The organism is Pseudomonas sp. A-RE-22 (assembly GCF_019956035.1).
In the GTDB taxonomy this organism is placed as follows: domain Bacteria; phylum Pseudomonadota; class Gammaproteobacteria; order Pseudomonadales; family Pseudomonadaceae; genus Aquipseudomonas; species Aquipseudomonas brassicacearum.
Genome location: NZ_JAHBCZ010000027.1, coordinates 19,629 through 43,024 on the forward strand (window position 1 = coordinate 19,629; position 23,396 = coordinate 43,024).

Below are 23,396 nucleotides of genomic sequence, written 5' to 3' on the forward strand. Positions count from 1 at the left end.
GCCATGCGCCGCTCCCTGATTCACCCGGCCCGGCTCTGCCCGACCCGGCTATGCAAAGCCCTCGCCCTGGGCGCCGCGTTGCTCGCCGCCGGTCCCGCCGCCGCCAGCATCGCCTGGGTTTCCAACGAGAAAGACAACAGCCTGAGCCTGATCGACATGCAGAGCCTGGAAGTCATCGAGACCCTGCCGGTCGGCCAGCGCCCCCGGGGCCTGCTGCTGTCCCACGACAATCGCCTGCTGTACATCTGCGCCAGCGACTCGGACCGGGTCCAGGTGATGGACGTCGCCACCCGCAAGATCATCAAGGAACTGCCCTCCGGCAAGGACCCGGAGCAGTTCGCCCTGCACCCCAACGACCGCTGGCTGTATGTCTCCAACGAAGACGATGCCCTGGTCACGGTGATCGACACCCAGACCTCCGAAGTGCTCGGCCAGATCGGCGTGGGTGTCGAACCCGAAGGCATGGCCGTCAGCCCTGACGGCAAGTGGGCGGTCAACACCAGCGAAACCACGAACATGCTGCACTGGATCGATACCAGCACCCAGACCCTGGCCGACAACACCCTGGTGGATCAGCGGCCACGTTTCGTCGAGTTCAATCGCGACGGCACGCAGCTCTGGGCCTCGGCGGAGATCGGCGGCACGTTGACCGTGCTTGACGTGGCGACGCGCAAGATCCTCAAGACCCTGACGTTCCAGATCAAGGGTGTGCACCCGGACAAGGTCCAACCGGTGGGCATCAAGCTCAGCGCCGACGGCAAGCTGGCGTTCGTCGCCTTGGGCCCGGCGAACCATGTGGCAGTGATCGACGCCAAGACCTTCGAAGTGCTGGATTATCTGCTGGTGGGCCGACGGGTCTGGCAACTGGCGTTCACCCCGGACCAGAAGCAGCTGCTGGCGACCAACGGCGTCAGCGGCGATGTCTCGGTGATCGATGTTGAGAGCCGCAAGGTCCTGAAGTCGGTGAAAGTCGGGCGCTACCCTTGGGGCGTGGTGGTCACGCCATGAACGCCCTGGAGGTCAGCGACCTGAGCTTTGCCTATGGCACGCGCGAAGCCCTCAAGCAGATGAATTTCAGCCTTCCCGCCGGGCGTTTCGCTGCGCTGCTGGGGCCCAACGGTGCCGGCAAGTCGACGCTGATCGCCCTGCTCACGCGTTTGTACGACCTGCAACGTGGCGAGATCCGCATCGGCGGTCATTCCCTGCAAAAATCACCAAGATCGGCCCTGCGCCAGTTGGGCGTGGTGTTCCAACAGAGCACCCTGGACCTGGACCTGAGCATCGAACAGAACCTGCGCTATCACCTGGCGCTGCACGGGTTTTCGCGGCGCCAGGGCAGCGCCCGCATCGACGCTGAACTGACCCGCCAGCACCTGACGGAGCGCCGCCACGAGCGGGTACGCGACCTCAACGGTGGCCATCGTCGCCGGGTCGAGATCGCCCGCGCCCTGCTCCACGAACCGCGCCTGTTGCTGCTCGACGAACCCAGCGTCGGCCTTGATCCGGCCAGCCGCCTAGCCCTGGGCCTGCACATCCGGCAACTGTGCAGCGAGCAAGGTATCAGCGTGCTCTGGACCACTCACTTGCTCGACGAAGTGCAGCCCAGCGACGATCTGTTGATCGTGCATCAGGGCCGCCTGGTCGCCAGCGGACAGGCCGACGCGGTGAGCCTGGAACACGGCGGCACCCTCGGCTCGGCCTTCACTCGCTTGACCGCCTCGGGAGTCCGGCCATGAATGCGTACTGGCAATGTTTCAGCGGCATCGTGACGCGCGAATGGCTGCGCTTCGTGCTGCAACGCACACGGCTGCTCAGTGCCCTGGTCCGGCCCCTGCTGTGGCTGCTGGTGTTCGCCGCCGGTTTTCGCGCGGCACTGGGTATCGCCATCATCGCGCCCTACGACACCTACATCCCCTATGAGGTGTACATCGTGCCCGGGCTGGCCTGCATGATCCTGTTGTTCAACGGCATGCAGGGCTCGCTGTCGATGGTCTACGACCGGGAGATGGGCAGCATGCGCGTGCTGCTCACCAGTCCCCTGCCCCGGGCTTTTCTGCTGGCGAGCAAGTTGTTGGCGACGTCGCTGATCTCGCTCTTGCAGGTCTACGCCTTTCTCGCCATCGCCTGGTTGTACGGTATCCAGCCACCGACCATGGGCCTGCTGCTGGCCCTGCCGGCCCTGTTGCTGGTGGCCCTGATGCTCAGCGCCCTGGGCTTGTTGCTGTCCAATGCCATCCGGCAACTGGAGAACTTCGCCGGGGTAATGAATTTCGTGATTTTCCCGATGTTCTTCCTGTCTTCGGCACTGTACCCGCTATGGAAAATGCAGGAAGCCAGCCCTTGGCTGTACTGGCTCTGCTCGGTCAGCCCGTTCACCCACGGCGTGGAGTTGGTGCGTTTTGCGCTGTACGAGCAGTTCAACCTGCTGGCGATGGCGGTGTGCGTGGGGTTGACCCTGGTGTTCGCGCTGTTGGCGGTGTGGACGTTCAATCCGCAGCATGCGGCGTTGCGCAAGGCCAATTGATCCTGCCCCATGCCCAGATTCCTGTGGGTGCAATCCTGTGGGAGCGAGCTTGCTCGCGATAGCGGTGTATCAGTCAACATCCTTGCTGAATGATCCGTCGCTATCGCGAGCAAGCTCGCTCCCACAAGGTTCTCCACAAGGGTTCTGTGCAGGGCCCATGGTCGAAATTACTACTTTAGTACTGGTTTTCCTGTCCATGGTCGCATTCACAAGACCTCGACCCTGGCATGTAATGGGCGCATAACAAAAAGGATAAATCCTATGCCCCGTTTGCTGGCGATCCTCCTGCTGGGCCTGGCGCTGAATGTTGCGCAGGCCGATACCGCGCTGTTTTCAGCGCAGGGTTATCGCATCGGCCAATACCGCAGCCCGACGCCCGCCACTGTCGACGGCGCCCAGACCCTCGACACCCAGGCCCTGCAACAGCTGCTCGGCCAAGCCTCGCCCCCAGTGCTGATCGACGTCTATCGTAGGCCGTGGGTCCAAGGGCGTTTCATCGACAACGAACCCCACGCCAATCTCCCCGGCAGCCTGTGGCTGGCCAATACCGGTGACGGCGACCTCGACCCGACCTGGCAGGACTACTTCAGCCATCACCTGCGCGCGGCCACCGGCGGGCGGTTGGATTCGCCATTGGTCTTTTATTGCCGCGCAGATTGCTGGCTGAGCTGGAACGCGGTAAAACGCGCCGCTGCCATGGGCTATAACCATCTGTACTGGTATCGCGATGGCCTCGATGCCTGGGAGGCGGCCAACCTGCCCCTGCAAGCGGCCCGGCCCGAACCCTTTCCCTGATCTTGCAAGAAGTGCGTGCAACTGCTCTGCCCCACACGACAATAACGAGGTGAATGGCCATGTATAAAATCCTGATAGCCGACGATCACCCACTGTTTCGCGAAGCCATCCACAACGTCATCAGCGACGGTTTTCCTGGCAGCGAGGTCATGGAGACCGCCGACCTGGACAGTGCCCTGGCCTTGACTGCCGAGCACGACGACCTGGACCTGATCCTGCTGGACTTGAACATGCCCGGCATGCACGGGCTCAATGGCCTGATCAACCTGCGCAACGAGGCACCGACCATCCCCGTGGTGATTGTCTCCGCCGAGCAGGACAAACAGGTGGTGCTGCAGGCCATCACCTATGGCGCGGTGGGTTTCATCACCAAATCCTCGCCACGCTCGCAGATGACCGACGCCATCGAGCAGATCCTCAACGGCAACGTGTACCTGCCGCCGGACATCATTCGTACGCAAAAAAGCCCGATGGGGCGGCGCCTGAACGAAAACCCGAGCTTCCCGCCGGAACTGCTCCAGGCCTTGACCCGCAAGCAATTGCTGGTGCTCGAACGCATGACCAAGGGCGAGTCGAACAAACAGATCGCCTACACCCTGGACATCGCCGAAACCACGGTCAAGGCTCACGTCTCGGCGATCCTGCGCAAACTCAACGTGCACAACCGGGTGCAGGCGATCCTCAGTGCCGGGGATATTGATTTCGGGGCTTATCTGCGGCGTTGAACCGCTGGACACTATCGATCATTCCCACGCAGAGCGTGGGAACGATCAATGGCTCTGGGCCTGGCCCAACAGATGACTCATCGCAATCTTGAGCTTCATCGGTCGCACCGGCTTGTGCATCAGGGTGTGCCCGCGTTCGCGGATCTGCTGCTTGAGTTCGTTGCTGTAGTTGGCGGTGATCATCATGGCCGGGATCGGTGAGGCCCGGCGGGCGTTGATCCGGGCCACCGCATCGACGCCGTTCTGATCGTTGTCCAGGTGATAATCGGCGATCAACAGGTCAGCCTCGGCATGGTAGTTGTCCACCTGGCGGGCCAGGTCCTGTTCTGACAACGCGGTCACTACCTGGCAACCCCAGCCCTCCAGCAACGTACGCATGCCGGCACAGATCGCCGCATCGTTATCCAGTACCCAGACCCGCGCCCCACGCAGTCGTTCGAGCATCGGCTCGCTCATGTCCAGGCACGGCAGCGGCTTGGGCGCGGTGGCGCTCAGCGGCACGTCGATAGAGAACATCGAGCCCTTGCCCGGCCAGGAGCGCACCTGGATCCGGTGCCCGAGGATCCCGGCGATTTTCTCGACAATCGCCAGGCCCAGGCCCAACCCACGGTCCTGATTCGGGCGCTGCACGTCGCCGCGCTTGAACTCCTGGAATATTTCCTCCAGGCGGTTCTCGGCAATGCCGATGCCGCTGTCCCAGACCTGGATCGACACGCGCTGGCGGTGGCGCCGACAACCCAGCACCACCCGGCCGCTGGGGGTGTAGCGAATAGCGTTGCTCAGCAGATTGCGCAGGATTCGCGCGAGCAATTGCATGTCGCTGCGCACCAGCACCGAACAGCCGACAAAGTGCAGCTCCAGCCCTTCGCTGCGGGCGATCTGGGCGTATTCGGCGGCCAGGTTGTCGAGCAGCTCGCTGAGGCCGAACGGCGCGACATCGGCCTTGATCACCCCGGCGTCCAGTTTGGATATATCCACCAGGGTGCCCAACAGGTTCTCCACGTCCTGCAGTGAATTGCTGACGTTACGCACCAGTTGCGCGTTGGCAACCGGCTCGCGGCGCTCCAGCAAGGCGCTGGTGAACAGCCGGGCGGCGTTGAGCGGTTGCAGCAGATCATGGCTGACCGCTGCGAGAAACTTGGTCTTCGACAGGTTGGCCTGCTCGGCCTCGCGCTTGGCCTCCCGCAGGCGCAATTCCACCCGGCTGCGCTCGTCGATTTCGCGCAGCAACTGCTCGTTGAGGGTGGTCAGTTCGGCCGTGCGCTCCTGGACCCGCTGTTCCAGGTTCTGGTAGGCCTGGTGCAGCGCTTCAGCAGTGCGCCGGCGTTCGGTGATGTCGCGGATCAGCACGAAAATTCCCACCACTTCGCCGTTGGCCAGGCGGTTGGGTACATAGGAGCGCAGCATGTAGCGCTCCTGATTGTTGATATTGGTCTCGGCGAACTCGAACGTCACGCTCTCACCCGCCAACGCCCGCGCCACGTAGGCCTCCAGGCGCTGGTAATGCTGCTCGCTATGGGCTTCGCGCAGGCTCTGGCCGAGCATCACGCCACGGGGCCAGCAATACCACTGCTCGTAGACCTTGTTGGTGAATTCGTAGACCAGGTCGGCGTTGAGGTAGGCGATCAGCGCCGGCACATGGTCGGTGATCAGGCGAATCCAGCGTTCGCTTTCGCTCAGCGCCTCGGCGTGCTGGTAGCGTTCGGTGATGTCGGTGAAGGTGTTGACGTAGCCGCCAGTGGGCAAGGGATGCGTACGAATCTCCAGGACCCGGCCATCGGACAGGCGCTGCTCGGATTCGTGGATCAGCCGGCCGTTGCTGTCGCGACTGGCCGGGGTCAGCAGTTGCAGCTCACTGTCGGCAATCACTTCATTGAATGGCCGGTGCGCCGCTACCGGTGCCAGGCCGCTGAGTTCGAGGAAACGCCGGTTCCACAGCTCCAGCACGCCTTGGGCGTTGACCATCGCCACGCCCTGGGACAGGTTGTCCACCGCCCGCTGCAACAGGTGGGATTTCTGCGCGATGGCCTGCTCGCGGCGCACCGTTTCGCTGAGCTTGACGTCGGTGATATCGGTGAACAGGATTACCCGGCCGCCCTCCTGGGTCGGTCGCTCGCTGACTTGCAGCCAACGTCCGTTCTGCAGCCGGTACAGCACGTGCTCGTCGGCCTGGCCCCGAGGCTCTTCGCTAAACAGCCCGTTGGCGGTCATCAAGCGCTTGACCTCGGAGAGACGCATTCCGGCGATGATGCGCACCCGGCTGTTGGCCCAGAAGGCCTTGAAGCGGCTGTTGAACAGGACAATGCGTTGCTGCTCATCGAACAGCACAAACGCATCGGAGATGCTTTCGATGGCGTCGATCAGGTGCCGGTGGGCGGTTTCCGCCCGCAGCCGCGCCTCGCCCAGCAAGTGATTGCCGGCCTTGAGTTCAGCCATGGCCTGGTTCAGCGCATCGGTGCGCTCGCGCACCTGCTCGGCCAGCACCACCGAGTGCTGGAACGCCGCATACGGGTCGTTGCCCCGGGTTACGCCAGACTCCACCCGTTCGATCAGCGCCTCGTTGATGCGCCGCAACTTGCGGTTTTCGTGCTGCAGGGCAGCGAGCTGGGCCTGCAGCTCAACGATGGCCGGGGACGCGATGTCGGGCAATGGCAACTCCGGTGAACGTCTGGTTGATATGCATGCCATTGAACTGTTCTCCATAGGTGTTGAACCCCATCACCCGTTGTTCGCGCAGGAACTGGCCGATCTGCTCCAGGCCGCCGCGATCTTCCAGCTCCAGGCGCCGGAGAAAGCAATCGCAGCCGATGGTCAGCAACAGATCACCGAGACGGGCCTGCAAACCGTCGAACAGCGTTTGCAGGTTTTGCAGCAAGGGACCGGGGGTCATGGCGGTGAGAACGATGCCGTTCTCCACCGCGCAGTAGAAACTCAGGCTCAGGTCCGGGTGCACCTGCTGGATCGCCCGCACGTAGTACTGATCGTTGATGCGCACCGCCAGTGGATGGGCGGCGAAGACCCGATAGTCGAGGGCGCTCACCGGCACGCCGATGTGCCGGGCGTATTCTTCTGCGGCGGGTTCGGCGTTGAGCTCATAGACCCGCCGCGAGGCGCTGTCGGCACCGGTCACCACCAGCTTCTCTTGGCGAGGCAGGATGTGATGGGTAGTGAAGACTTCGAATTCCAGCCAGGTATTGATCAACACCACCACGGCCGCGCCACTGTGGAACTGGCCTTCGAAGTACACGTGGGTGTGGGTCAGGTAGTTGTCATCGCCAGCCGACCCGCCGAAATGCGGGATATCCCCCAGCGCGGCACTCAAGGCCGCCAGCACCATTTCCTCGCGGCTGGACAGGCCATCGAGCAGGGTCAAGGCGAAACTGTGACCCTTGATCGGGGCCAAGGCGTTGCTGCGACAGCCGCTCGCCAGGCGCTCGACCATTTGCTGGGCGTCGATCAGGCTGAAGCGCTCCATTTCACCGATCAGTTCGGCGGCGATGGAAAAGTGCCGGTGATCGAACCCCACCGCCGTCACGCAGTTGCGACCATAACCTTGGGCGGTGATTTCACCGGCGCTGGTACAGCCCACCAGGCGAATCCCGCCGAAACTCTGGGACAACGCCTGGCCCAGGGCCGGCAGGTCGTATTCGGCGGAACAGAAAAACAGCACGAAGCCCAGGTGCGGGTGCAACAACTGCCGCGCCAGCTCCTGGGCCACCTGCTGGACGTCCGTCGCCTGGGACATGGCGCTCACCACACCTTCGCTCTGGGCCTGCTGCATCTTCGCCTCCGACGGGTGCGTGATAGGAGCCCTGAGTGTACGAAGCCGCGTCGAGTCGACGAATGCTACTTGGGTAGCGGGTGGACGCTTCCATGGGATGAGATTGCTCCCACAAGCGCCCCTGCCACAAGCGTGGTTTGCCGAACAAGCAATATCAGTGACTCATCGGCGCCATGGCAGTCGCCTGCCCCAGCAATTTCTGGTCGATGTCTTCCAGCCGCAGCACCCGGCCGCCGGTGTCGCTGGCGAGCTTTTGTGCCGCCTGGGGGTCGGAGAACGAGGCCAGGACAACGCCCATGGCGCCTTTAAGCCCACTGCCGATGACGAAGTAGGCGGTCCGGGCGTCGATCAGGTGGGCGTCATCCGGTGTATCCCAATGGCTGCGGCCCATGTCGTGGACATACAGCTTGACGTCAGCCCGATGGTTTTCCGGCTGCAACCACCAGCCCAGCATCTCCGCCGGCGAGCAGAATTTCTTCACGCCCCCTGCCCCGACCGCCGCGCCCTTGGGCCCGGGGAAGTCAGTGATGACCATGCCGCACACATGGCACTCGTCACTGGGATGAAACGCCAGCGCCGCCTCGCTGGCCGCAGGTGGCTCGGCCTTGCCGCAGGCCGCCAGCGCCAGGCACATCAACACCCCGGCCAAGAGGCGGCCCCCCTTGAGGTACACCTTGTTCATCGTTGCATGCTCCCTTATCAAGATTGAAATTCACGGACACCGGCGATTGAACAACCGATAGGCCAGCCACAACGGAACCGCCATCCACAAGCCCAGGCACAGCCAGAGCAAAGGCGCCGACACCGGCAGGTCGCTGCCCAAGGTCAGCACCGCGGCGCCGCTGGACGCCGCATCGAACCCGGACAGGTTGATCAGCCGATACACGTCGGTAGGGTTGAACAGCAGCAGCCAGGGCAACAGTTCCGGGCTGAAGCGCCCCTCGCTCAGCACCAGCAACGCCAGCAAGGCCAGGTCGAACACCAGCACGAAGAAAAACCACACCCCCAGCGCCAATCCGGCTGCGGTGGATTTTTCTGCCGACAAGCTGCTCAGCACATAGGCGAGCCCGAGGAACACCCAGCCCAGCAGCGTGCTGGACACCATGAACCGACCGAAGGCCCAGAGCAGCAGGCTCAACTGGACATCGTCCACCAACAGGGCGATGGCAAGCATCGCGCAGCCAAAACCGATGAAAGTGGCCAGGGCCAGGATCAAGCCATGGCCGACAAACTTGCCCAGCAGCAATTGGCCGCGGCCCAACGGGTAGGTCAGCAACAGCAGCAAGGTGCCGCTCTCGTCCTCGCCGACAATCGCGTCATAGGCCAGCAGCAAGGCAATCAGCGGCATCAGGAAGGTCGCCAGGCTGGACAGGCTCGCCACCGTGGCCGGTACCGAGGTGAACCCCAGTTGACCGGACGCCGCCGCGCCGAGCCAGGCGATGCCGATCGCCAGCACCGCGAACAACAGGCTGATCGCCAACAACCAGCGATTGCGCAGGCCATCGCTGAATTCCTTGCGGGCCATGTTCCAGACCGGATTCATAGGCTGGTCTCCTCGGCTGCGGCACGGACCATGTAATGACGGTACAAGTCCTCCAGCGACGGCGGCTTGATCTCGACATCCGACGGGTCATCCTGGGCCAGTAACTGGCGCAGCAATTTAAGTTTGCTGCCATCCGGCGCGGACACTTGCACCCCTTCTGCGCCCCAGCCTTGGGTGGCGTGCCCCTCGCTGCGCCAATGCTGGCGAAGCCAGTCGGCCCGCGACAGGCCCGAGGCGCGGATCAGCGTCGGCAGCCCGGCGTCCTCCCGCAGCCGGGCCAGGCTGCCCAAGGCCAACAGGCGCCCTCTGGTGAGAATCGCGGCGCGGTTGATGTGAGCTTCCACGCCAGGCAGGACGTGAGAACAGAGAATGATGCTGGTGCCCTGCCAACGCAGGCGGTCGAGCAACTGATAGAGGTCCTGGGTGGCAATAGGGTCCAGGCCCACGGTCGGTTCATCCAGCAATAACAGGCGCGGTTGGCCGAGCAGCGCCTGGGCCAGACCAAGACGCTGGCGCATGCCCTTGGAATACGTTTTCACCCGCCGTGTCGCGGCACCCGCCAGCCCGACCTCTTCCAGCAAACGCTGCACTTGCTCCGGTGCAGCACCTTTGAGCCGGGCAAAATGGCGCAAGGTTTCCAGCCCGCTCAACTGCGGATAGAACATCACGTTCTCGGGCAGATAACCGAGCATCTGCCGCACGCTCGGGTCGCTGGGCGCTCGGCCGAAGACACGCACCTGCCCCTCGCTGGCCCGCAGCAAACCGAGGATCAGCTTCATGGTGGTGGTCTTGCCCGCACCGTTATGCCCGAACAGGCCGAGCACTTCGCCCTGGGCCAGATTCAAGTCCAGCCCGCGCAGCACGGCGACATCGCCATAGTACTGGCTGACGCCTTCGATCTCGACGACGTTCAAGACGCGTCCTCCTGGGCACTGTTGCGTGGCGGGGGCTGGACAGGCGTTTCCATCAGCGGATGACTGTCCATCACCCCGGGGGATTTCATCACCGGGAAAGCTCGCTGCACCCAACGCAGCAGTTCGATTCCCGGGCTGTTCATCAACAAGCGCACCTGGGGATACAGCCACAGCAGGCGATCGACGTTGTCGTTGGGCTCATAGGCGACATCGCCCAAGCCATCGCCGTTGCGATCCCAGCCCAGGTAGTCGCTCCAGTAATTGCCGCGACCGTCCGCCGACCATTCCTGCAATCGGGTGGCAACGTACTTGACCTGGCGCTGGTTGTGGACGAAGGCATTGCCGGCGATGCGGTTATCCTCCGAGCCGGCCGTCAGGTGGATGCCCACGGCGCTGCGCTCGAAATGGTTGCCTTCGATGCGGTTGAACAATGAGTTGTAGATGAACAGGGCCTTGCCCTCGGCGCCGGTGATCATGGTGTCGCCGGTGGACCCGTCGCGCACGTCGGTGACGAAGTTGTCGCGCAGGGTCGAATAGGTGATGTAGTTCATCAGGATCCCGTAGTTCTGATCCTGTTCGGAGCGATTGCCGGTGACCGTCAGCTGGCGGCTTTGCATCAGGGCATAACCGGTGCGGGTGCGCCGGGTAACGTTATCCAGCAGGCGGTTATCGTTGGCGAACATGTAATGCACGCCGTAGCGCAGGTCCTCCAGGACATTGCCCTGGAGCAGGTTGCCGCTGGAGGTGTCAATGTAGATGCCGTCGCGGGTTTCGTGTACCTGGTTACCGATGACCCGGGCGCCGTGTACGGCATACAAATGGATGCCATTGCCACGGTCCTGGGAGCGCAGGCTGGGGTCGCCCTGGATGCGGTTGTCGATCAGGCTGACGTCCCGCGTGCCATCGACCCAGATACCGAAGCCCTGGCCCTGCATCCGGTTGCCACGCACCACGGCCCCTTGGGCGACCGGTTGGATGAACACGGCGGCGTTCATGGCCGTCAGGTCGTGGCCCCAGTCCAGGAACGTACACCCCTGGATCCGCACGTTCGGGGCGCGAATGATCACGCCATTGCCCTCGCCCTGGCCCTGGAATACCGCCTCCGGCGCACAGGTGAGGGTCATGGGCTGGTCAATGCTGAACGAGCCCCGGTACTGGCCCGCAGGCAGGCGCCATTGCTGGTCGCCCTCGGCCTGCAAAGGCAAATTGGTGATCGGCTGCGGCGCGCCGAGCGCGCCGCCCGATAACAGGCAAAGCACCAGCGCAATGACCGGTTGGCGAGCGTAACCCGCAGGTTGTGGCGTTTTCCCGGTCATTGAAGCTGTCTCCTTGACGAGCCGTCTCAGGCCTTTTCAACCAGCATGCGCCCGACCATTTCCATGTGCAGGGCGTGGCAGAACCAGCTGCAGTAGTACCAATGCAAGCCGGCCTTGTCGGCGGTGAAAGTGATCGAAGAGGTCTGTTGCGGGCTGATCTCCATGCTCGCGCCGTGGTTGGTCATGACAAAACCATGGGTGACGTCTTCGATCTGGTCGATGTTGGTGATAGTCACCGTCACCTCGTTGCCTTGCTTCACGGTGAATTCCGTCAGGCCATAGGCCGGCGCCATCGACGTCATGTACACCCGCACCTTGTTGCCGTCGCGGATGACCTTGTTGTCGGTTTCCAGGTTGATGCCGTCCTTCTTCGCCCGGGCCACGGTGTCGGCGAAAAACGGATCGTTGCGGTTCCAGATTTTCTGGGTCTTGATCTGGTCGCGCCGGGCGAGAATGCAGTCATGGGGTTCGGCGAAGGCCGGGCCGTCGTGGACCAGCTTCATTTCTTCACCGGAAATGTCGATCAACTGATCGTTCTCCGGGTGCAATGGGCCGGTGGGCAGGAAGCGGTCCTTGGAGAATTTGCACAACACCACCAGCCACTTGCCGTCCGCCTCGCTGGTTTCGGTGAGGGACGCATGGTTGTGGCCGGGCTGGTACTGGACGTCGAGTTTCTGCTTGATGTAATTGACCTTCTCGCCCTTGTAGGCGCGGATGGCCTCGTCCATGTTCCACTTCACCACCTGGCTGTCGATGAACAAGGTCGTATAGGCATTGCCGCGCCCGTCGAACGTGGTGTGCAGCGGCCCAAGCCCCAGTTCCGGCTCGGCGACAATCACTTCGCGTGGGTCCTTGAAGCGGTCGGCGAACAAATCGTCCAGGCGGTCGATGGCGATCATCGAAACCGTGGGCGACAGCTTGCCGTTGGCGATGAAGTATTTGCCGTCCGACGAAGTGTTGAGCCCGTGGGGGTTCTTCGGCACGGGAATGTAGCGAGTGAATTCGGAGTCCTTGCCATCGGTCTTGCGGCCATCGACCACCGGCACCTTGGAGCCGTCCAGGTTGATGAACTTGCCGGCCTTGATCGCCGCCTCGATACGCGGGATGTTGAACACCACCACCCAGTCGCGCTCGTTGCGCATCATGCCGCCCAGGTCGTAGGCCTTCTCGGAGTTGTAGCAGGTGCTGGCGGCGTATTTGCCGGTGTAGTCGGCATCGGAGTTGTCCAGGTTGCCGTCGACGATCACCTGGAACGCCATTTCCATTTTCTCGGCATCGATGGCGTTGAACATCGTGAAGCTGTTCTTATCCTGCAGGTCGAAGGTGTGGCCGTCGTTGGGGTGCGGGATCACGAACTCAGCGTTGGCGAACACGTACTTGGTGTACGGCACCTTTTGCAGGCGCAGGCCGTGGATGGCTTGCACGTTGGGCACGGTGAGGATCTTGTCGCACTTCATGATGTCCAGGCGAATGCGCGCGACCCGCGAGTTGGCCTTGTCGTTGATGAACAGGTATTTGCCGTCGTACTTGCCGTCGGTCATGGAGATGTGCGGGTGGTGGCAATCGCCGTTCTGGTACTTGGCGCTGTCGCCCAGGATGCGTTTGCTTTCGTTGGTCAGGCCCCAGCCAGTGGCCGAATCGACGTTGAACACCGGGATGCGCATCAGCTCACGCATCGACGGCACGCCCAGCACCCGCACCTCGCCCTGGTGGCCGCCGCTCCAGAAACCGTAGTATTCGTCCAGCTCCCCGGGCCCGACGTGGATCTTGGATTTGGCCTCCTTGGCCGCCGCAGCCCAGGACTCACGGGTGAACGTCCCGGCCCCCAGCGCCGTCGCGCCGGCCAGTACGGCACCGGTTACCGCGCCAGTGCCGAGAAAACTGCGCCGGCTGACACCCCTGGGTTCTTCCACCGAGCCCGGGGTTTGGTTTTTTTTATCGCTCATGCTGTGTGCTCCATGAAGAATGAAAGGGTCAAGGGACAGGCCATTGGGGTGCCTCAAGGCGCCGGGTTCACCTGCACCACGGGAATCAGTTGCGGATCGCTCACGGTCGCCTTGCCGCGCTTCTTGCGCTTGTTGATCAGCGGCGGGCATTTGTTTTCGTTGTGCCAGGTCATCTGGCAGTCGAGGCAGTAATGGCATTCGTTGGCATTGATCCGACCATCGGGATGAATCGCCTGGATCTCGCATTCCTTGGCGCACAGTTGGCAGGGGTTGCCACACTCCTTGCGGCGCTTGAGCCAGTCGAACAGCCGCAGCCGGGTCGGCATCGCCAGGGCCGCGCCCAGCGGGCAGACGTAGCGGCAATAGACCTTGCGGGTAAACAGGTTGATCACCAGCAGGCCCACTGCGTACGCCACGAACCACCACTGGCGGTCGAACCTGAGGGTGATGGCGGTCTTGAAGGGTTCCACTTCGGCCAGCCGTTCGGCGGTGGCCATCGACTCCAGCGAAACGCCGAACAGCACCAGCAAAATGATGTACTTGATCGCCCAGAGCCGCTCATGCACGGCGAACGGCAACTCGTATTGGGGCACCTTGAGCTTGCGCGCCAGTTCGTTGATCAACTCCTGCAACGCGCCGAACGGACACAGCCAGCCGCAGAACACCCCACGCCCCCACAGCAGAATGCTGCCGGCGGTGAACACCCAAAGAATGAATATCAGCGGATCGGTGAGGAACAGCTCCCAGCGAAAGCCTTCGAACAAGGCGTGGACGAAGGTCAGCACGTTGACCACCGACAACTGGGCCAAGGCGTAGCCGCCGAGAAACACCACGGTGAAGACCAGATAACCGCGGCGCAGCCAATGCAACAGCGTCGGCCGCCGGGCCAGTGAGTCCTGGAAAAACAGGATCGCCGTCAGCACCAGCAGGGCTACGCCAAGCACGCTGATTTCGACACTTTTCTGATACCAGAGCGTCAGCCACATCGGCCGGCTGGCTTCTTCGGCGGCCGCCAGTTGCTCGGCGGTAGGCAATGGCCGTTCCAGGTAAGGTTCGGGCAGTTGATAGGCCAACTCGAAACTGCTGAAGGTGCCGCTGACCGGTCCGGTCTGGCGGCGCACCAGCAGTTCCAGGGTCCAGGGTGAACCAGGGTCGAAACGGTGGGAGGCACGGATGATGAAAATCGCCATTTCATCGAAGTCCGGCATGTCGTCGAGGGCCACATCATTCAGGCGCTGAAAATCCAAGTCGCGAAAGCTGATGGTGTCGCCGGACTGACGCAGTTGCACCCGGTCGAAGATGCCGCCACGCACGTATCCCGAACCCTTGAAGGAATAACGACCGCTGCCCATCACCGCGATGGCCTGCTCGCCCGGCTTGAGCTCGGCCATCAGTGTGCGGTATTGCGCCTCACCCAGCAGGTTGCGACCGATGGTGGGCGGGTTGAGGTGGGTGGCATAGAGGTCGATGAAGGTGTCGTTCACCTGCTCGCCGCTGGCGGTTTCGACCTGTTCGGCCTCAGTGCCTTTGAAGGAAGCGTCAACCTGGCCACGGGTCAGGAGCAGACGGCGGATAGCGCCGTTACCGGTCAGGGTCTTCCAGTCGGCGGGCTCGTAGATGTCCTCACGCACACGCGCCGGCGCCACGGCCAACCCCGCATCACCCTTGACCAGGCCCAGGGACACCGCGACATCGTGGGCGGCACGCATGATGACTTCGTTGACCACCATCGCCGTCACGGTAGCCCCGGCGATGGCATCCACGGTCACGGCATTCGGATCGCTGGAATGCCCCACCACCACCCGTTGGTTGACCTTGATACCGCTGTAGCGCGCGCTGAACGCGTGGAGTTTTTCTTCGGCGATGCCGATCAGCAGGATCGGCTCATGGTGTTCGAGCACATAGGCATCGAGAATCACACCGGCCGGATCGAGAATGACCTGGACGTTGATCGGCTTGCCGGAATAGGCGGGAATGTCCACCACGTCCAGGCTCTGGAACACATAGCCCACAACCTTGCCGGCAGCGGACAGCTTGCGCACCTTGAACCGCCCTTCGGGCTCGGAGATCGAGTCGGTCTGATTCAGGACATGGTGGATGCGCTGTTGCGGGACGTCACCGTAGTCCTTGGCCTGGACCAGGCCCGTGAACAACAGCAGGAGAACGAACAGCCCGTGGAGCCAGAAGCGGGATAGGTGCAGCATCACAAAGTGAGGGGTCATGGACGCCAGGGCTTAAAGACAGGATCTTGGCGATCATGGTAGGGGCCGGCCCCTTCTTCGGCCCTTGATTGAAATCAACTTGGGAAAAACTTAAGCCTTGCCCCAAAGGTGTTGATCGTTCCCACGCTCCGCGTGGGATGCATCCCGTGACGCTCTGCGTCACCTTCCAGAAGCGGAACGCGGAGCGTCCCTGGCGGCATTCCCACGCAGAGCGTGGGAACGATCTTCCACCGTCGCCGCACCCCGATCGTTCCCACAGTGCTCAGCGCAACCCATAGGAATAGATACGGCCGTCATTGTTGTCGTACCAGTTGCCATTGGCCCAGAACACCCGGTCCTGCGCCGGTTGGAAACCAAGAATGCCCAGGTAACCGTCGATGGCGAGGTGCTGCCAGGAGCGCCCCCAATCCTTGGAATAGAACACCCCATCGGCGGAGATGTTTGCGTCCGACCACCAGTAGAGCCACCGCGGTGGATGGTGGTCGCTGGTCGTGTTGATCAGAAGGGTGTTCTGGCCCAACCAGAGATTGTCGCCACGCACCTGGGTCTGCGATGCCAGGGGGGCAAACACACTGGGCAGGTCACCCATGGTCGTCCAGGTCAGTGCGGCGGTGTCCAGTTCGGCGACAACCTCTCGCCCGCGATCACCCTGGTCAATCAGCCCAATCACCCGCCCGGCGTCATTCTGTATCAGCTTGCTCACAAACAGCTTGTCGTCACGCTGTACCTCGACCACCTGCCACTGCCCGGCCTTGGCTTGCAGCCGGGCCCGTGTCGTGACGTTGATCGCGATATTGTCGCTGACGCCATCCGGATGGGCGCCCCAGAAGCGTTGGGACACCCAGATAAAGGCCGTCTGTGCATCCAGCTGCAGGACATTGGTCTGGATTTCCCCATGCTCATCTGTATTCGTGCCCCAGTCAGTGATGTCAGCACGTTTGCCGTGGGCGTATTTGGCGGACACCAGCAGCGACTCGGGCGCCATTATCGACGCGCTGTTCGCCCCCCGATCAGCCGAGTAGAAGACGCCGGTGGAAACGGCAGTCGGCTTCTCTTCATCGCCGTCTTCATCCACCGCGTCCGGCGTGCCTGCGGCCCAGACTTCATTCGAGCCGTGGAAATAGGGAGCCAGGCTCCAGGCCAACGATTCGGCCTCGGGAAACCAACCCTTGGTCAACCAGGTCCAGCGCTGGCCTTGATCATCAGTGCGAAAGACCACGGTCTGATCGGGATCATGGGTATTCGCCGTTTCAGGCCGACGAAGGCCCGTGAGCAGGAACACACTGGTCCCGTCGGGGCTGGCTACCATACAAGCGCTGCCGCTGACATGTGCCACGAGCTGAAATTGCCCTTGGGCGTCCAGGCGGGAAATGAAGGTGGTTTCCTTGTCACCATGAGAAAACAAGCCGGCAAAGGTTCCAGACTCTTCCGCTTCATTGGGTTGCTTCGGCTGGCCATAGACCAGCGCATCCAGGTCCAACACGCCAGCGGACGGTTCGAGCTCCCGGGCCTCCCTCTCCAGGCGCGCCACCAGCCAGGTTCCCTGTGGCGTCACCGTCACGCCTGTGCAATACGAGGACATCGCTCGCAACCGGGTATCCTTCACCGCGCCGACTTGTTGCTCATCGGGACTGCCGCCACCCAATTCCAGCTTGGCGCTGGCAATCATCCAGATGTACCAGAGCGCGGCACCGGCCAGCAGCGCGACAAACAGCGTGGAGAACAACTTCGATCGTGGCATGAGGCGTCCGTATCCATGGGAAAAATCTGCAGAGCTTTTCTCATCTCTTGCGCCCGGAGTAAATTTTTATCGCACGCGAGCGGTTGAACCCGGTCGCATAATTGTCAGCGCTGTGATCCAGTCCACTCTGCCATCGCCATAATGCAACGCCACAACGCCCTGAAGCGTTGCAGCAACGTCCACAAGGAATGCCCGATGCCCCCACGCTCCGCCCCCGCTTCAACCGCTGACTTGCCGCAAGGCACCGGTTTCGTCCGGGTGCGTGGCGCCCGCGAACACAACCTCAAGAATGTCGACGTGGACATCCCCCGCGATGCCCTGGTGGTGTTTACCGGCGTGTCGGGCTCCGGCAAGTCGTCGCTGGCCTTCTCCACGCTTTACGCAGAAGCCCAGCGGCGCTACTTCGAGTCCGTCGCACCCTACGCGCGGCGCCTGATCGACCAGGTCGGCGTGCCGGACGTGGACAGCATCGAGGGCCTGCCGCCGGCAGTCGCCTTGCAGCAACAGCGCGGCACCCCCAGCGCACGCTCATCGGTGGGCAGCGTCACCACCCTGTCGAGCCTGATTCGCATGCTCTACTCTCGCGCCGGCAGCTACCCGGCCGACCAACCGATGCTCTATGCCGAAGACTTCTCGCCCAACACGCCACAGGGTGCCTGCCAGCAATGCCATGGCCTGGGCCGAGTCTATGAGGTCACCGAAGCGTCCATGGTGCCGGACCCGTCGCTGACCATCCGCGAGCGCGCCGTGGCCGCCTGGCCCATGGCCTGGCAGGGCCAGAACTTGCGGGACATCCTGGTGACCCTGGGCTATGACGTCGATATCCCCTGGCGCGACCTGCCGAAGAAGCAGCGGGACTGGATTCTCTTCACCGAACAAACCCCTACCGTTCCCGTATACGCCGGGCTCACCCCGGCCCAGACCCGCGCCGCCCTCAAACGCAAGCTCGAACCGAGTTACCAGGGCACGTTCAGCGGCGCCCGACGCTACCTGCTGCACACCTTCATGCACTCCCAAAGCGCGCAGATGCGCAAACGCGTGGCGCAATACATGCGCGCCAGCCCCTGTCCCGTGTGCGAGGGCAAGCGCCTCAAACGCCAGGCGCTGACCGTGACCTTTGCCGGCCTGGACATCGCCGAGCTGTCGCACCTGCCGTTGCTTGAACTGGCCGACGTGCTCAAGCGCGTCCTGGCGCCCGACTACCTGGAACAGGCCGAAGAAACCGGAGACGTCCTCAGCCACCAGCAAACCCGAGAAGCCCGCGAGCAACGCGCCGCCAGGGGCGACAACCCGCACGCGGGTGGGCCCGACGCGCGCCACACCCCCAACCTCTCCCTGGAGAAGCGCCTGGCCGCCCAACGCATCGCCGCCGAGCTGCTGGAACGGATCGTCACCCTGATCGACCTCGGCCTGGGCTACCTCGCCCTGGAACGCAGCACACCGACGCTTTCGTCCGGCGAACTGCAACGCCTGCGCCTGGCGACCCAGCTCAATTCCCAGTTGTTCGGGGTGATCTACGTGCTGGACGAACCCTCCGCCGGCCTGCATCCGGCCGACAGCGAAGCGTTGTTTGGCGCCTTGCAACGCCTCAAGGCTGCCGGCAACTCGGTGTTTGTGGTCGAACACGACCTCGATACCATGCGCCGCGCCGACTGGCTCATCGACGTCGGCCCGGACGCCGGCGAACAAGGCGGGAAAGTCCTCTACAGCGGTCCGCCGGCAGGCCTTGGCCAGGTGTCGGAATCACGCACCCGCGCCTACCTCTTTGCCGAAGAACACGTCACGGCACGCAGCCCCCGAGTACCCAAGGATTGGCTGCGCCTGGAAGGCATTACCCGCAACAACCTCGACAACTTGAGCGCGGCCTTCCCCTTGGGTTGCTTCACCGCCGTGACCGGCATCTCCGGCTCAGGCAAATCCAGCCTCGTCAGCCAGGCCCTGCTGGATCTGGTCGGCGCGCACCTGGGCCAGGCCAGCCCCAACGCCGAACCCGATGAGCAAGGCCTGGAAGACGAACCCGTGCAAACCAGCGGCGGGCGCGTTACCGCTGGGCTTGAAGCAGTCAAGCGGCTGGTCCAGGTGGACCAGAAACCCATCGGCCGCACCCCGCGCTCCAACCTCGCCACCTACACCGGGCTGTTCGATCACGTGCGCAAACTGTTCGCCGCGACAGAGCAGGCGCAAGCACTGGGATTCGATGCCGGACGGTTTTCCTTCAACGTCGCCAAGGGCCGTTGCGAGACCTGCGAAGGTGAAGGTTTCGTCAGCGTGGAGTTGTTGTTCATGCCCAGCGTGTACGCGCCCTGCCCCACCTGCCATGGTGCGCGCTACAACCCGCAGACCCTGGCGGTGAGCTGGCAAGGCCTGGACATTTCCCAGGTGCTGCAACTGACCGTGAACCAGGCTCTTGAGGTGTTTGCCGAGCAAGCGGCGGCCAGGCGCTCATTGCAGGTGCTGCAGGATATCGGGTTGGGCTACCTGCGCCTGGGCCAACCGGCCACGGAACTGTCCGGCGGTGAAGCCCAGCGGATCAAGCTGGCGACAGAACTGCAGCGCAAGGCCCGGGGGGCGACATTGTATGTGTTGGATGAGCCCACCAACGGGCTGCACCCCCAGGACGTCGACCGCTTGCTGGTGCAGTTGAATCGCCTGGTGGAGGAAGGTCACACGGTGGTTGTGGTGGAACATGACATGCGCGTTGTGGCGCAGAGCGACTGGGTCATCGACATCGGTCCGGGCGCAGGTTCCCAAGGTGGGAACGTCGTGGCCTGCGGGGCTCCGGAAGAAGTCGCGGCCTGCCGGGAAAGCCGGACGGCGGAGTTTCTGAAAAGGGCTTTGCAACCTGGAAGATAAAACCTGGCCCAAATCCCGCCCACGCCCCCCGTCGATCGTTCCCACGCTCCTGCGTGGGAATGTCGCCAGGGACGCTCCGCGTTCCGTTTCTGGAAGGTGACGCAGAGCGTCACGGGATGCATTCCCACGCAGAGCGTGGGAACGATCAAAAGATCGCAGGCTTCGCCAGCTCCTACAGACCCAGCGCGAGCTTGAGTTTTCAGACCGTACGCGAATACTGAACCGTCTGGTCCGCCCCCAGGTACGCGTCGAAGGCCATGGCCACGTTGCGCATCATCAATTGTCCCTGGGGCAACAACACCAGCTCGTCGTCGCGAAGGTCCAGCAACCCGTCGCGCACCAGCTCCTGGAGCCGGTCCAGGGCATCGGCGAAGTACTCGCTAAACCGAATGCCGTGGGCGCTCTCGATCTGGCCGAAATCGATGCGTGCGTGACACATCAGTTCGCTGATGACCTCGCGCCGCAGCCGGTCATCGTCGCTCAGCCGATAACCACGCTGTACCGCCAGCAGGCCTTGATCCAGCCGCGCGTAATACTGGGAAAGCTCCTTGACGTTCTGGTTGTAGCTGTCGCCCACCTTGCCGATCGAGGACACCCCCAGGCCAATCAGGTCGCAATCGGCGTGGGTGGAATAACCCTGGAAATTGCGCTGCAGGCTGCCCTGGGCGCGGGCGCGTACCAGTTCGTCATCCGGCAAGGCAAAGTGGTCCATGCCGATGTAGACGTAGCCGGCTTCAGTCAGGCGATTGATGGTCAGTTCCAGCAACTCCAGCTTGCGCTCTGGCGGCGGCATGTCTTCTGGCCGGATCATCCGCTGCGCCCGCACCCGTTGCGGCAGGTGGGCGTAGCTGTAGGCCGCGATCCGGTCCGGACGCAGGGCGATGATCTTGCTCAAGGTGACATCGAAACTGGCGATGGTCTGCAAAGGCAGGCCATAGATCAGATCGACGCTGACCGACTTGAAGCGCGCCAGGCGCGCGGCTTCCACAAGCTCGACGACCTGGGCTTCGCTTTGCACTCGGTTGACGGCAATCTGCACCTGGGCATCGAAATCCTGGACGCCAAAGCTCAGGCGGTTGAACCCCAACTGGCGCAGGCCCTGGATCTGTTGCGCATCGATGGTCCGCGGGTCGACCTCGATGGAAAACTCATGGGCGTCGCTGTCGTCCATGTCGAAGGACTGGTGCAGGCAGTCCATCAGGTCGGCCAGTTGCTCATGGGTCAGGTAAGTCGGCGTTCCCCCGCCCAGGTGCAGCTGGGTGAGTTTGCGCGAGCGGTCGAACAAGGTCGCCTGCAGGGCAATTTCGCGCTTGAGGTAGGTCAGGTATTCGACGGCACGATGGGTCTTGCGCGTGATGATCTTGTTGCACGCGCAGTAATAGCAGAGGCTCTGGCAGAACGGGATGTGGATGTACACCGATAACGACTTGGGCAGCGGTGCCTGGTTACTGCGTTGGGCCGCCTGCTGGTATTCATCCATGGCAAAGGCCTGGTGGAACTGCGGCGCCGTCGGATAGGAGGTGTAGCGCGGCCCCGGGCGGTCGTATTTCTCCACCAGGGCACGATTGAAACCGGATACAGCATTCATGATGGATTCAACTTTTCAAAAAGGTGTGGGCCTGCGTCATCCAGTCCTGGGTCGAACAGATTGCAGATCGCATCGACGCTCAAGCGCCCGGCAGGCAGGATGCCGATAAACCGGCTCGACAGTTCGATCAATCCCTGGTCATGCAAAGCTTCCAGCGACGGCCAGAGAGACGCGAAATACTCGCGAAACACCAGGCCGAAGCGTGCCTCGATGGCCGGGATATCGAGTTCAAGGTCACAGGAAAGCTGCTCGGTCACACATGCCTTGACCTGATCCTGCGCTTCACAGCGCCAACCGCGATGGACCGGCAACTGCCCGGCATCCAGCTGTTGGCAATACTGATGCAGGTCGTCGGTGTTCTGTACGTACAGGTGCTCGATCTGAGTGATGGCCGATAGACCGAAGCCCACGTGATCACAGCAACCGTGACGAGTAAAACCCTGGCAATTGCGATGCAGGCGTCCGTGCTCCTGGGCCACCGCCAGGTCATCGTCGGCCCTGACGAACTGGCCCAGGCCGATGTAGTGATAACCGGCGCCAATCAGTTGCTCGCAGCAGATCCGCCGCATGGCGTCCTTGTCGGCCGGGCTGCAAAAGTCGCCGGCCAACCCGGCGTTCTTCGAGCGGTAACGATAAGGCGCGCGAGCATAGTCGAAAGCGTGCAACCGGTCCGGTTCCAGTTCGATCAGCGTCGCCAGCTTCAGGGCGAAACTGCTGGGCGTCTGCCAGGCATGGCCGTAACCCAAGTCAATGTTGATGGAGCGAAAACCAAACGTGCGCGCCGCATCGATCAACGAATGGATCGGAGCCGGATTCTGGTAACAATCGACCGACAGGTCGCTGTCGACGCCAATGTCGGGGACGCCGATGCTGACATGAGTGAAACCCTGGTCGCGGATCAGGCCCATGGTCGACCAGTCGGTGTGGTGCAAGTCCACCTCGATGCTGTGGTCGCCACCGTCGTATTCACTGAAGTCAAAGCGCTTGCGCAGGTCACTCATCAGCTTCTGCAGATGAGCGATCACCGGTGTGCCACCGGTCAGGCAAAACTGCTCGACGCGCCGCCCTGCGCCCAGGTGGCAACCGACCAACCCCAACTCATAGGTCAGGCGTTGCAGGTAGCCCTCGATCTCACCGCAGCGGCAGTCGCTGGCCAGGGGCGAACACGACGCCAGCCGCAGGCGCGAAGGCAGGTGCACCGCCAGGGACAAGGGCCGTCGTTTCTGACGGCTGCTGCGCAACCCTCGAAGCAGGTCGAGCGAACCGATGCCTGTGTGGAATCTACGTGTACCGACCGGACAATCGAAATCAGCCACCACAGGCGCACGGCCCGAAGGTCGCTCACCGAGGGTATGGAACGGGTCGAACATGACAATCTCCGAGTGGCTGTGCGCAAGCAGTTTGCGGGGTAACCCGCCGGGCCACCTTGACCTGTATCAAGCGCCTTG

The 23,396-nt window shown here is 62.8% G+C and carries 17 protein-coding genes; 6 read left to right on the forward strand and 11 right to left on the reverse strand.

Annotated elements, in window-relative coordinates; genetic code table 11:
- The first annotated feature begins 3 nt into the window (after positions 1-3).
- From KGA89_RS14945 to KGA89_RS14965, 5 genes are all read left to right on the forward strand, one after another.
- On the forward strand, positions 4-1,008 hold the full coding sequence (locus tag KGA89_RS14945; RefSeq protein ID WP_003201434.1) for a YVTN family beta-propeller repeat protein: 1,005 nt from the start codon (positions 4-6) through the stop codon (positions 1,006-1,008).
- Positions 1,005-1,736: an ABC transporter ATP-binding protein gene (locus KGA89_RS14950; RefSeq protein ID WP_212795836.1), complete on the forward strand. Its 732-nt coding sequence runs from the start codon at positions 1,005-1,007 to the stop codon at positions 1,734-1,736. Before KGA89_RS14945 ends, KGA89_RS14950 begins: the two co-directional genes overlap by 4 nt.
- Positions 1,733-2,524 (forward strand): ABC transporter permease, encoded by a 792-nt coding sequence (locus KGA89_RS14955; protein ID WP_063321456.1) that lies wholly within the window; start codon positions 1,733-1,735, stop codon positions 2,522-2,524. The genes KGA89_RS14950 and KGA89_RS14955 overlap by 4 nt, the downstream gene beginning before the upstream one ends.
- 261 nt (positions 2,525-2,785) lie before the next feature.
- Entirely contained in the window at positions 2,786-3,319 is a 534-nt protein-coding gene (locus tag KGA89_RS14960; RefSeq protein ID WP_003201429.1) for a PQQ-dependent catabolism-associated CXXCW motif protein, read from the forward strand.
- 59 nt (positions 3,320-3,378) lie between these two features.
- Complete coding sequence (locus tag KGA89_RS14965) at positions 3,379-4,044, forward strand: response regulator transcription factor (RefSeq protein WP_014338437.1); 666 nt, start codon at positions 3,379-3,381, stop codon at positions 4,042-4,044.
- 45 nt (positions 4,045-4,089) lie between these two features.
- On the opposite strand, the gene nahK is transcribed toward KGA89_RS14965, so the two are convergent.
- The 9 genes from nahK to KGA89_RS15010 all read right to left on the reverse strand — a co-directional run bounded on the left by nahK (position 4,090) and on the right by KGA89_RS15010 (position 17,507).
- Entirely contained in the window at positions 4,090-6,732 is a 2,643-nt protein-coding gene (nahK, locus tag KGA89_RS14970) for a hybrid sensor histidine kinase/response regulator NahK/ErcS' (protein WP_223471939.1), read from the reverse strand.
- Complete coding sequence (gene nosP / locus KGA89_RS14975) at positions 6,662-7,825, reverse strand: nitric oxide-sensing protein NosP (RefSeq protein ID WP_003201423.1); 1,164 nt, start codon at positions 7,823-7,825, stop codon at positions 6,662-6,664. The genes nahK and nosP overlap by 71 nt, the downstream gene beginning before the upstream one ends.
- A gap of 154 nt (positions 7,826-7,979) precedes the next feature.
- Positions 7,980-8,507: a nitrous oxide reductase accessory protein NosL gene (locus KGA89_RS14980; protein WP_013693250.1), complete on the reverse strand. Its 528-nt coding sequence runs from the start codon at positions 8,505-8,507 to the stop codon at positions 7,980-7,982.
- Positions 8,508-8,537: 30 nt separating this feature from the next.
- Positions 8,538-9,368 carry an ABC transporter permease gene (locus tag KGA89_RS14985; protein WP_003201419.1) on the reverse strand — a complete coding sequence of 277 codons (831 nt, stop codon included), beginning with the start codon at positions 9,366-9,368 and terminating at the stop codon, positions 8,538-8,540.
- Positions 9,365-10,282, reverse strand: a complete 918-nt coding sequence (locus KGA89_RS14990) for an ABC transporter ATP-binding protein (RefSeq protein WP_013693248.1) — start codon at positions 10,280-10,282, stop codon at positions 9,365-9,367. Before KGA89_RS14990 ends, KGA89_RS14985 begins: the two co-directional genes overlap by 4 nt.
- Entirely contained in the window at positions 10,279-11,598 is a 1,320-nt protein-coding gene (locus KGA89_RS14995) for a nitrous oxide reductase family maturation protein NosD (RefSeq protein ID WP_003201414.1), read from the reverse strand. Before KGA89_RS14995 ends, KGA89_RS14990 begins: the two co-directional genes overlap by 4 nt.
- A 26-nt stretch (positions 11,599-11,624) precedes the next feature.
- Positions 11,625-13,544: a TAT-dependent nitrous-oxide reductase gene (gene nosZ / locus KGA89_RS15000; RefSeq protein WP_003201412.1), complete on the reverse strand. Its 1,920-nt coding sequence runs from the start codon at positions 13,542-13,544 to the stop codon at positions 11,625-11,627.
- A gap of 53 nt (positions 13,545-13,597) precedes the next feature.
- Positions 13,598-15,766, reverse strand: coding sequence for a transcriptional regulator NosR (gene nosR / locus KGA89_RS15005; RefSeq protein WP_223471940.1), 2,169 nt, complete (start codon positions 15,764-15,766; stop codon positions 13,598-13,600).
- 262 nt (positions 15,767-16,028) lie between these two features.
- The gene (locus KGA89_RS15010; RefSeq protein WP_223471941.1) at positions 16,029-17,507 is read right to left on the reverse strand and encodes a hypothetical protein; all 1,479 of its coding nucleotides are present in this window, start codon (positions 17,505-17,507) and stop codon (positions 16,029-16,031) included.
- Between the two features lie 195 nt (positions 17,508-17,702).
- Between KGA89_RS15010 and KGA89_RS15015 the strand changes: the two genes are divergently transcribed.
- On the forward strand, positions 17,703-20,360 hold the full coding sequence (locus KGA89_RS15015) for an excinuclease ABC subunit UvrA (RefSeq protein WP_223471942.1): 2,658 nt from the start codon (positions 17,703-17,705) through the stop codon (positions 20,358-20,360).
- A gap of 199 nt (positions 20,361-20,559) precedes the next feature.
- Here KGA89_RS15015 and hemN read toward each other — a convergent pair whose 3' ends face one another.
- Positions 20,560-21,948 carry an oxygen-independent coproporphyrinogen III oxidase gene (gene hemN, locus KGA89_RS15020; protein ID WP_003201404.1) on the reverse strand — a complete coding sequence of 463 codons (1,389 nt, stop codon included), beginning with the start codon at positions 21,946-21,948 and terminating at the stop codon, positions 20,560-20,562.
- Entirely contained in the window at positions 21,945-23,318 is a 1,374-nt protein-coding gene (locus KGA89_RS15025) for a coproporphyrinogen III oxidase (RefSeq protein WP_013693244.1), read from the reverse strand. The genes hemN and KGA89_RS15025 overlap by 4 nt, the downstream gene beginning before the upstream one ends.
- Positions 23,319-23,396: the final 78 nt, after the last annotated feature.

What these genes read in the sequence shown, in the direction of transcription:
- KGA89_RS14945 (WP_003201434.1), top strand. Translation starts at nt 4, where the DNA reads ATGCGCCGCTCCCTGATTCACCCGGCCCGGCTCTGCCCGACCCGGCTA.
- KGA89_RS14950 (WP_212795836.1), top strand. Translation starts at nt 1,005, where the DNA reads ATGAACGCCCTGGAGGTCAGCGACCTGAGCTTTGCCTATGGCACGCGC.
- KGA89_RS14955 (WP_063321456.1), top strand. Translation starts at nt 1,733, where the DNA reads ATGAATGCGTACTGGCAATGTTTCAGCGGCATCGTGACGCGCGAATGG.
- KGA89_RS14960 (WP_003201429.1), top strand. Translation starts at nt 2,786, where the DNA reads ATGCCCCGTTTGCTGGCGATCCTCCTGCTGGGCCTGGCGCTGAATGTT.
- KGA89_RS14965 (WP_014338437.1), top strand. Translation starts at nt 3,379, where the DNA reads ATGTATAAAATCCTGATAGCCGACGATCACCCACTGTTTCGCGAAGCC.
- nahK (WP_223471939.1), bottom strand. Translation starts at nt 6,732, where the DNA reads ATGGCATGCATATCAACCAGACGTTCACCGGAGTTGCCATTGCCCGAC.
- nosP (WP_003201423.1), bottom strand. Translation starts at nt 7,825, where the DNA reads ATGCAGCAGGCCCAGAGCGAAGGTGTGGTGAGCGCCATGTCCCAGGCG.
- KGA89_RS14980 (WP_013693250.1), bottom strand. Translation starts at nt 8,507, where the DNA reads ATGAACAAGGTGTACCTCAAGGGGGGCCGCCTCTTGGCCGGGGTGTTG.
- KGA89_RS14985 (WP_003201419.1), bottom strand. Translation starts at nt 9,368, where the DNA reads ATGAATCCGGTCTGGAACATGGCCCGCAAGGAATTCAGCGATGGCCTG.
- KGA89_RS14995 (WP_003201414.1), bottom strand. Translation starts at nt 11,598, where the DNA reads ATGACCGGGAAAACGCCACAACCTGCGGGTTACGCTCGCCAACCGGTC.
- nosZ (WP_003201412.1), bottom strand. Translation starts at nt 13,544, where the DNA reads ATGAGCGATAAAAAAAACCAAACCCCGGGCTCGGTGGAAGAACCCAGG.
- nosR (WP_223471940.1), bottom strand. Translation starts at nt 15,766, where the DNA reads ATGACCCCTCACTTTGTGATGCTGCACCTATCCCGCTTCTGGCTCCAC.
- KGA89_RS15010 (WP_223471941.1), bottom strand. Translation starts at nt 17,507, where the DNA reads ATGCCACGATCGAAGTTGTTCTCCACGCTGTTTGTCGCGCTGCTGGCC.
- KGA89_RS15015 (WP_223471942.1), top strand. Translation starts at nt 17,703, where the DNA reads ATGCCCCCACGCTCCGCCCCCGCTTCAACCGCTGACTTGCCGCAAGGC.
- hemN (WP_003201404.1), bottom strand. Translation starts at nt 21,948, where the DNA reads ATGAATGCTGTATCCGGTTTCAATCGTGCCCTGGTGGAGAAATACGAC.
- KGA89_RS15025 (WP_013693244.1), bottom strand. Translation starts at nt 23,318, where the DNA reads ATGTTCGACCCGTTCCATACCCTCGGTGAGCGACCTTCGGGCCGTGCG.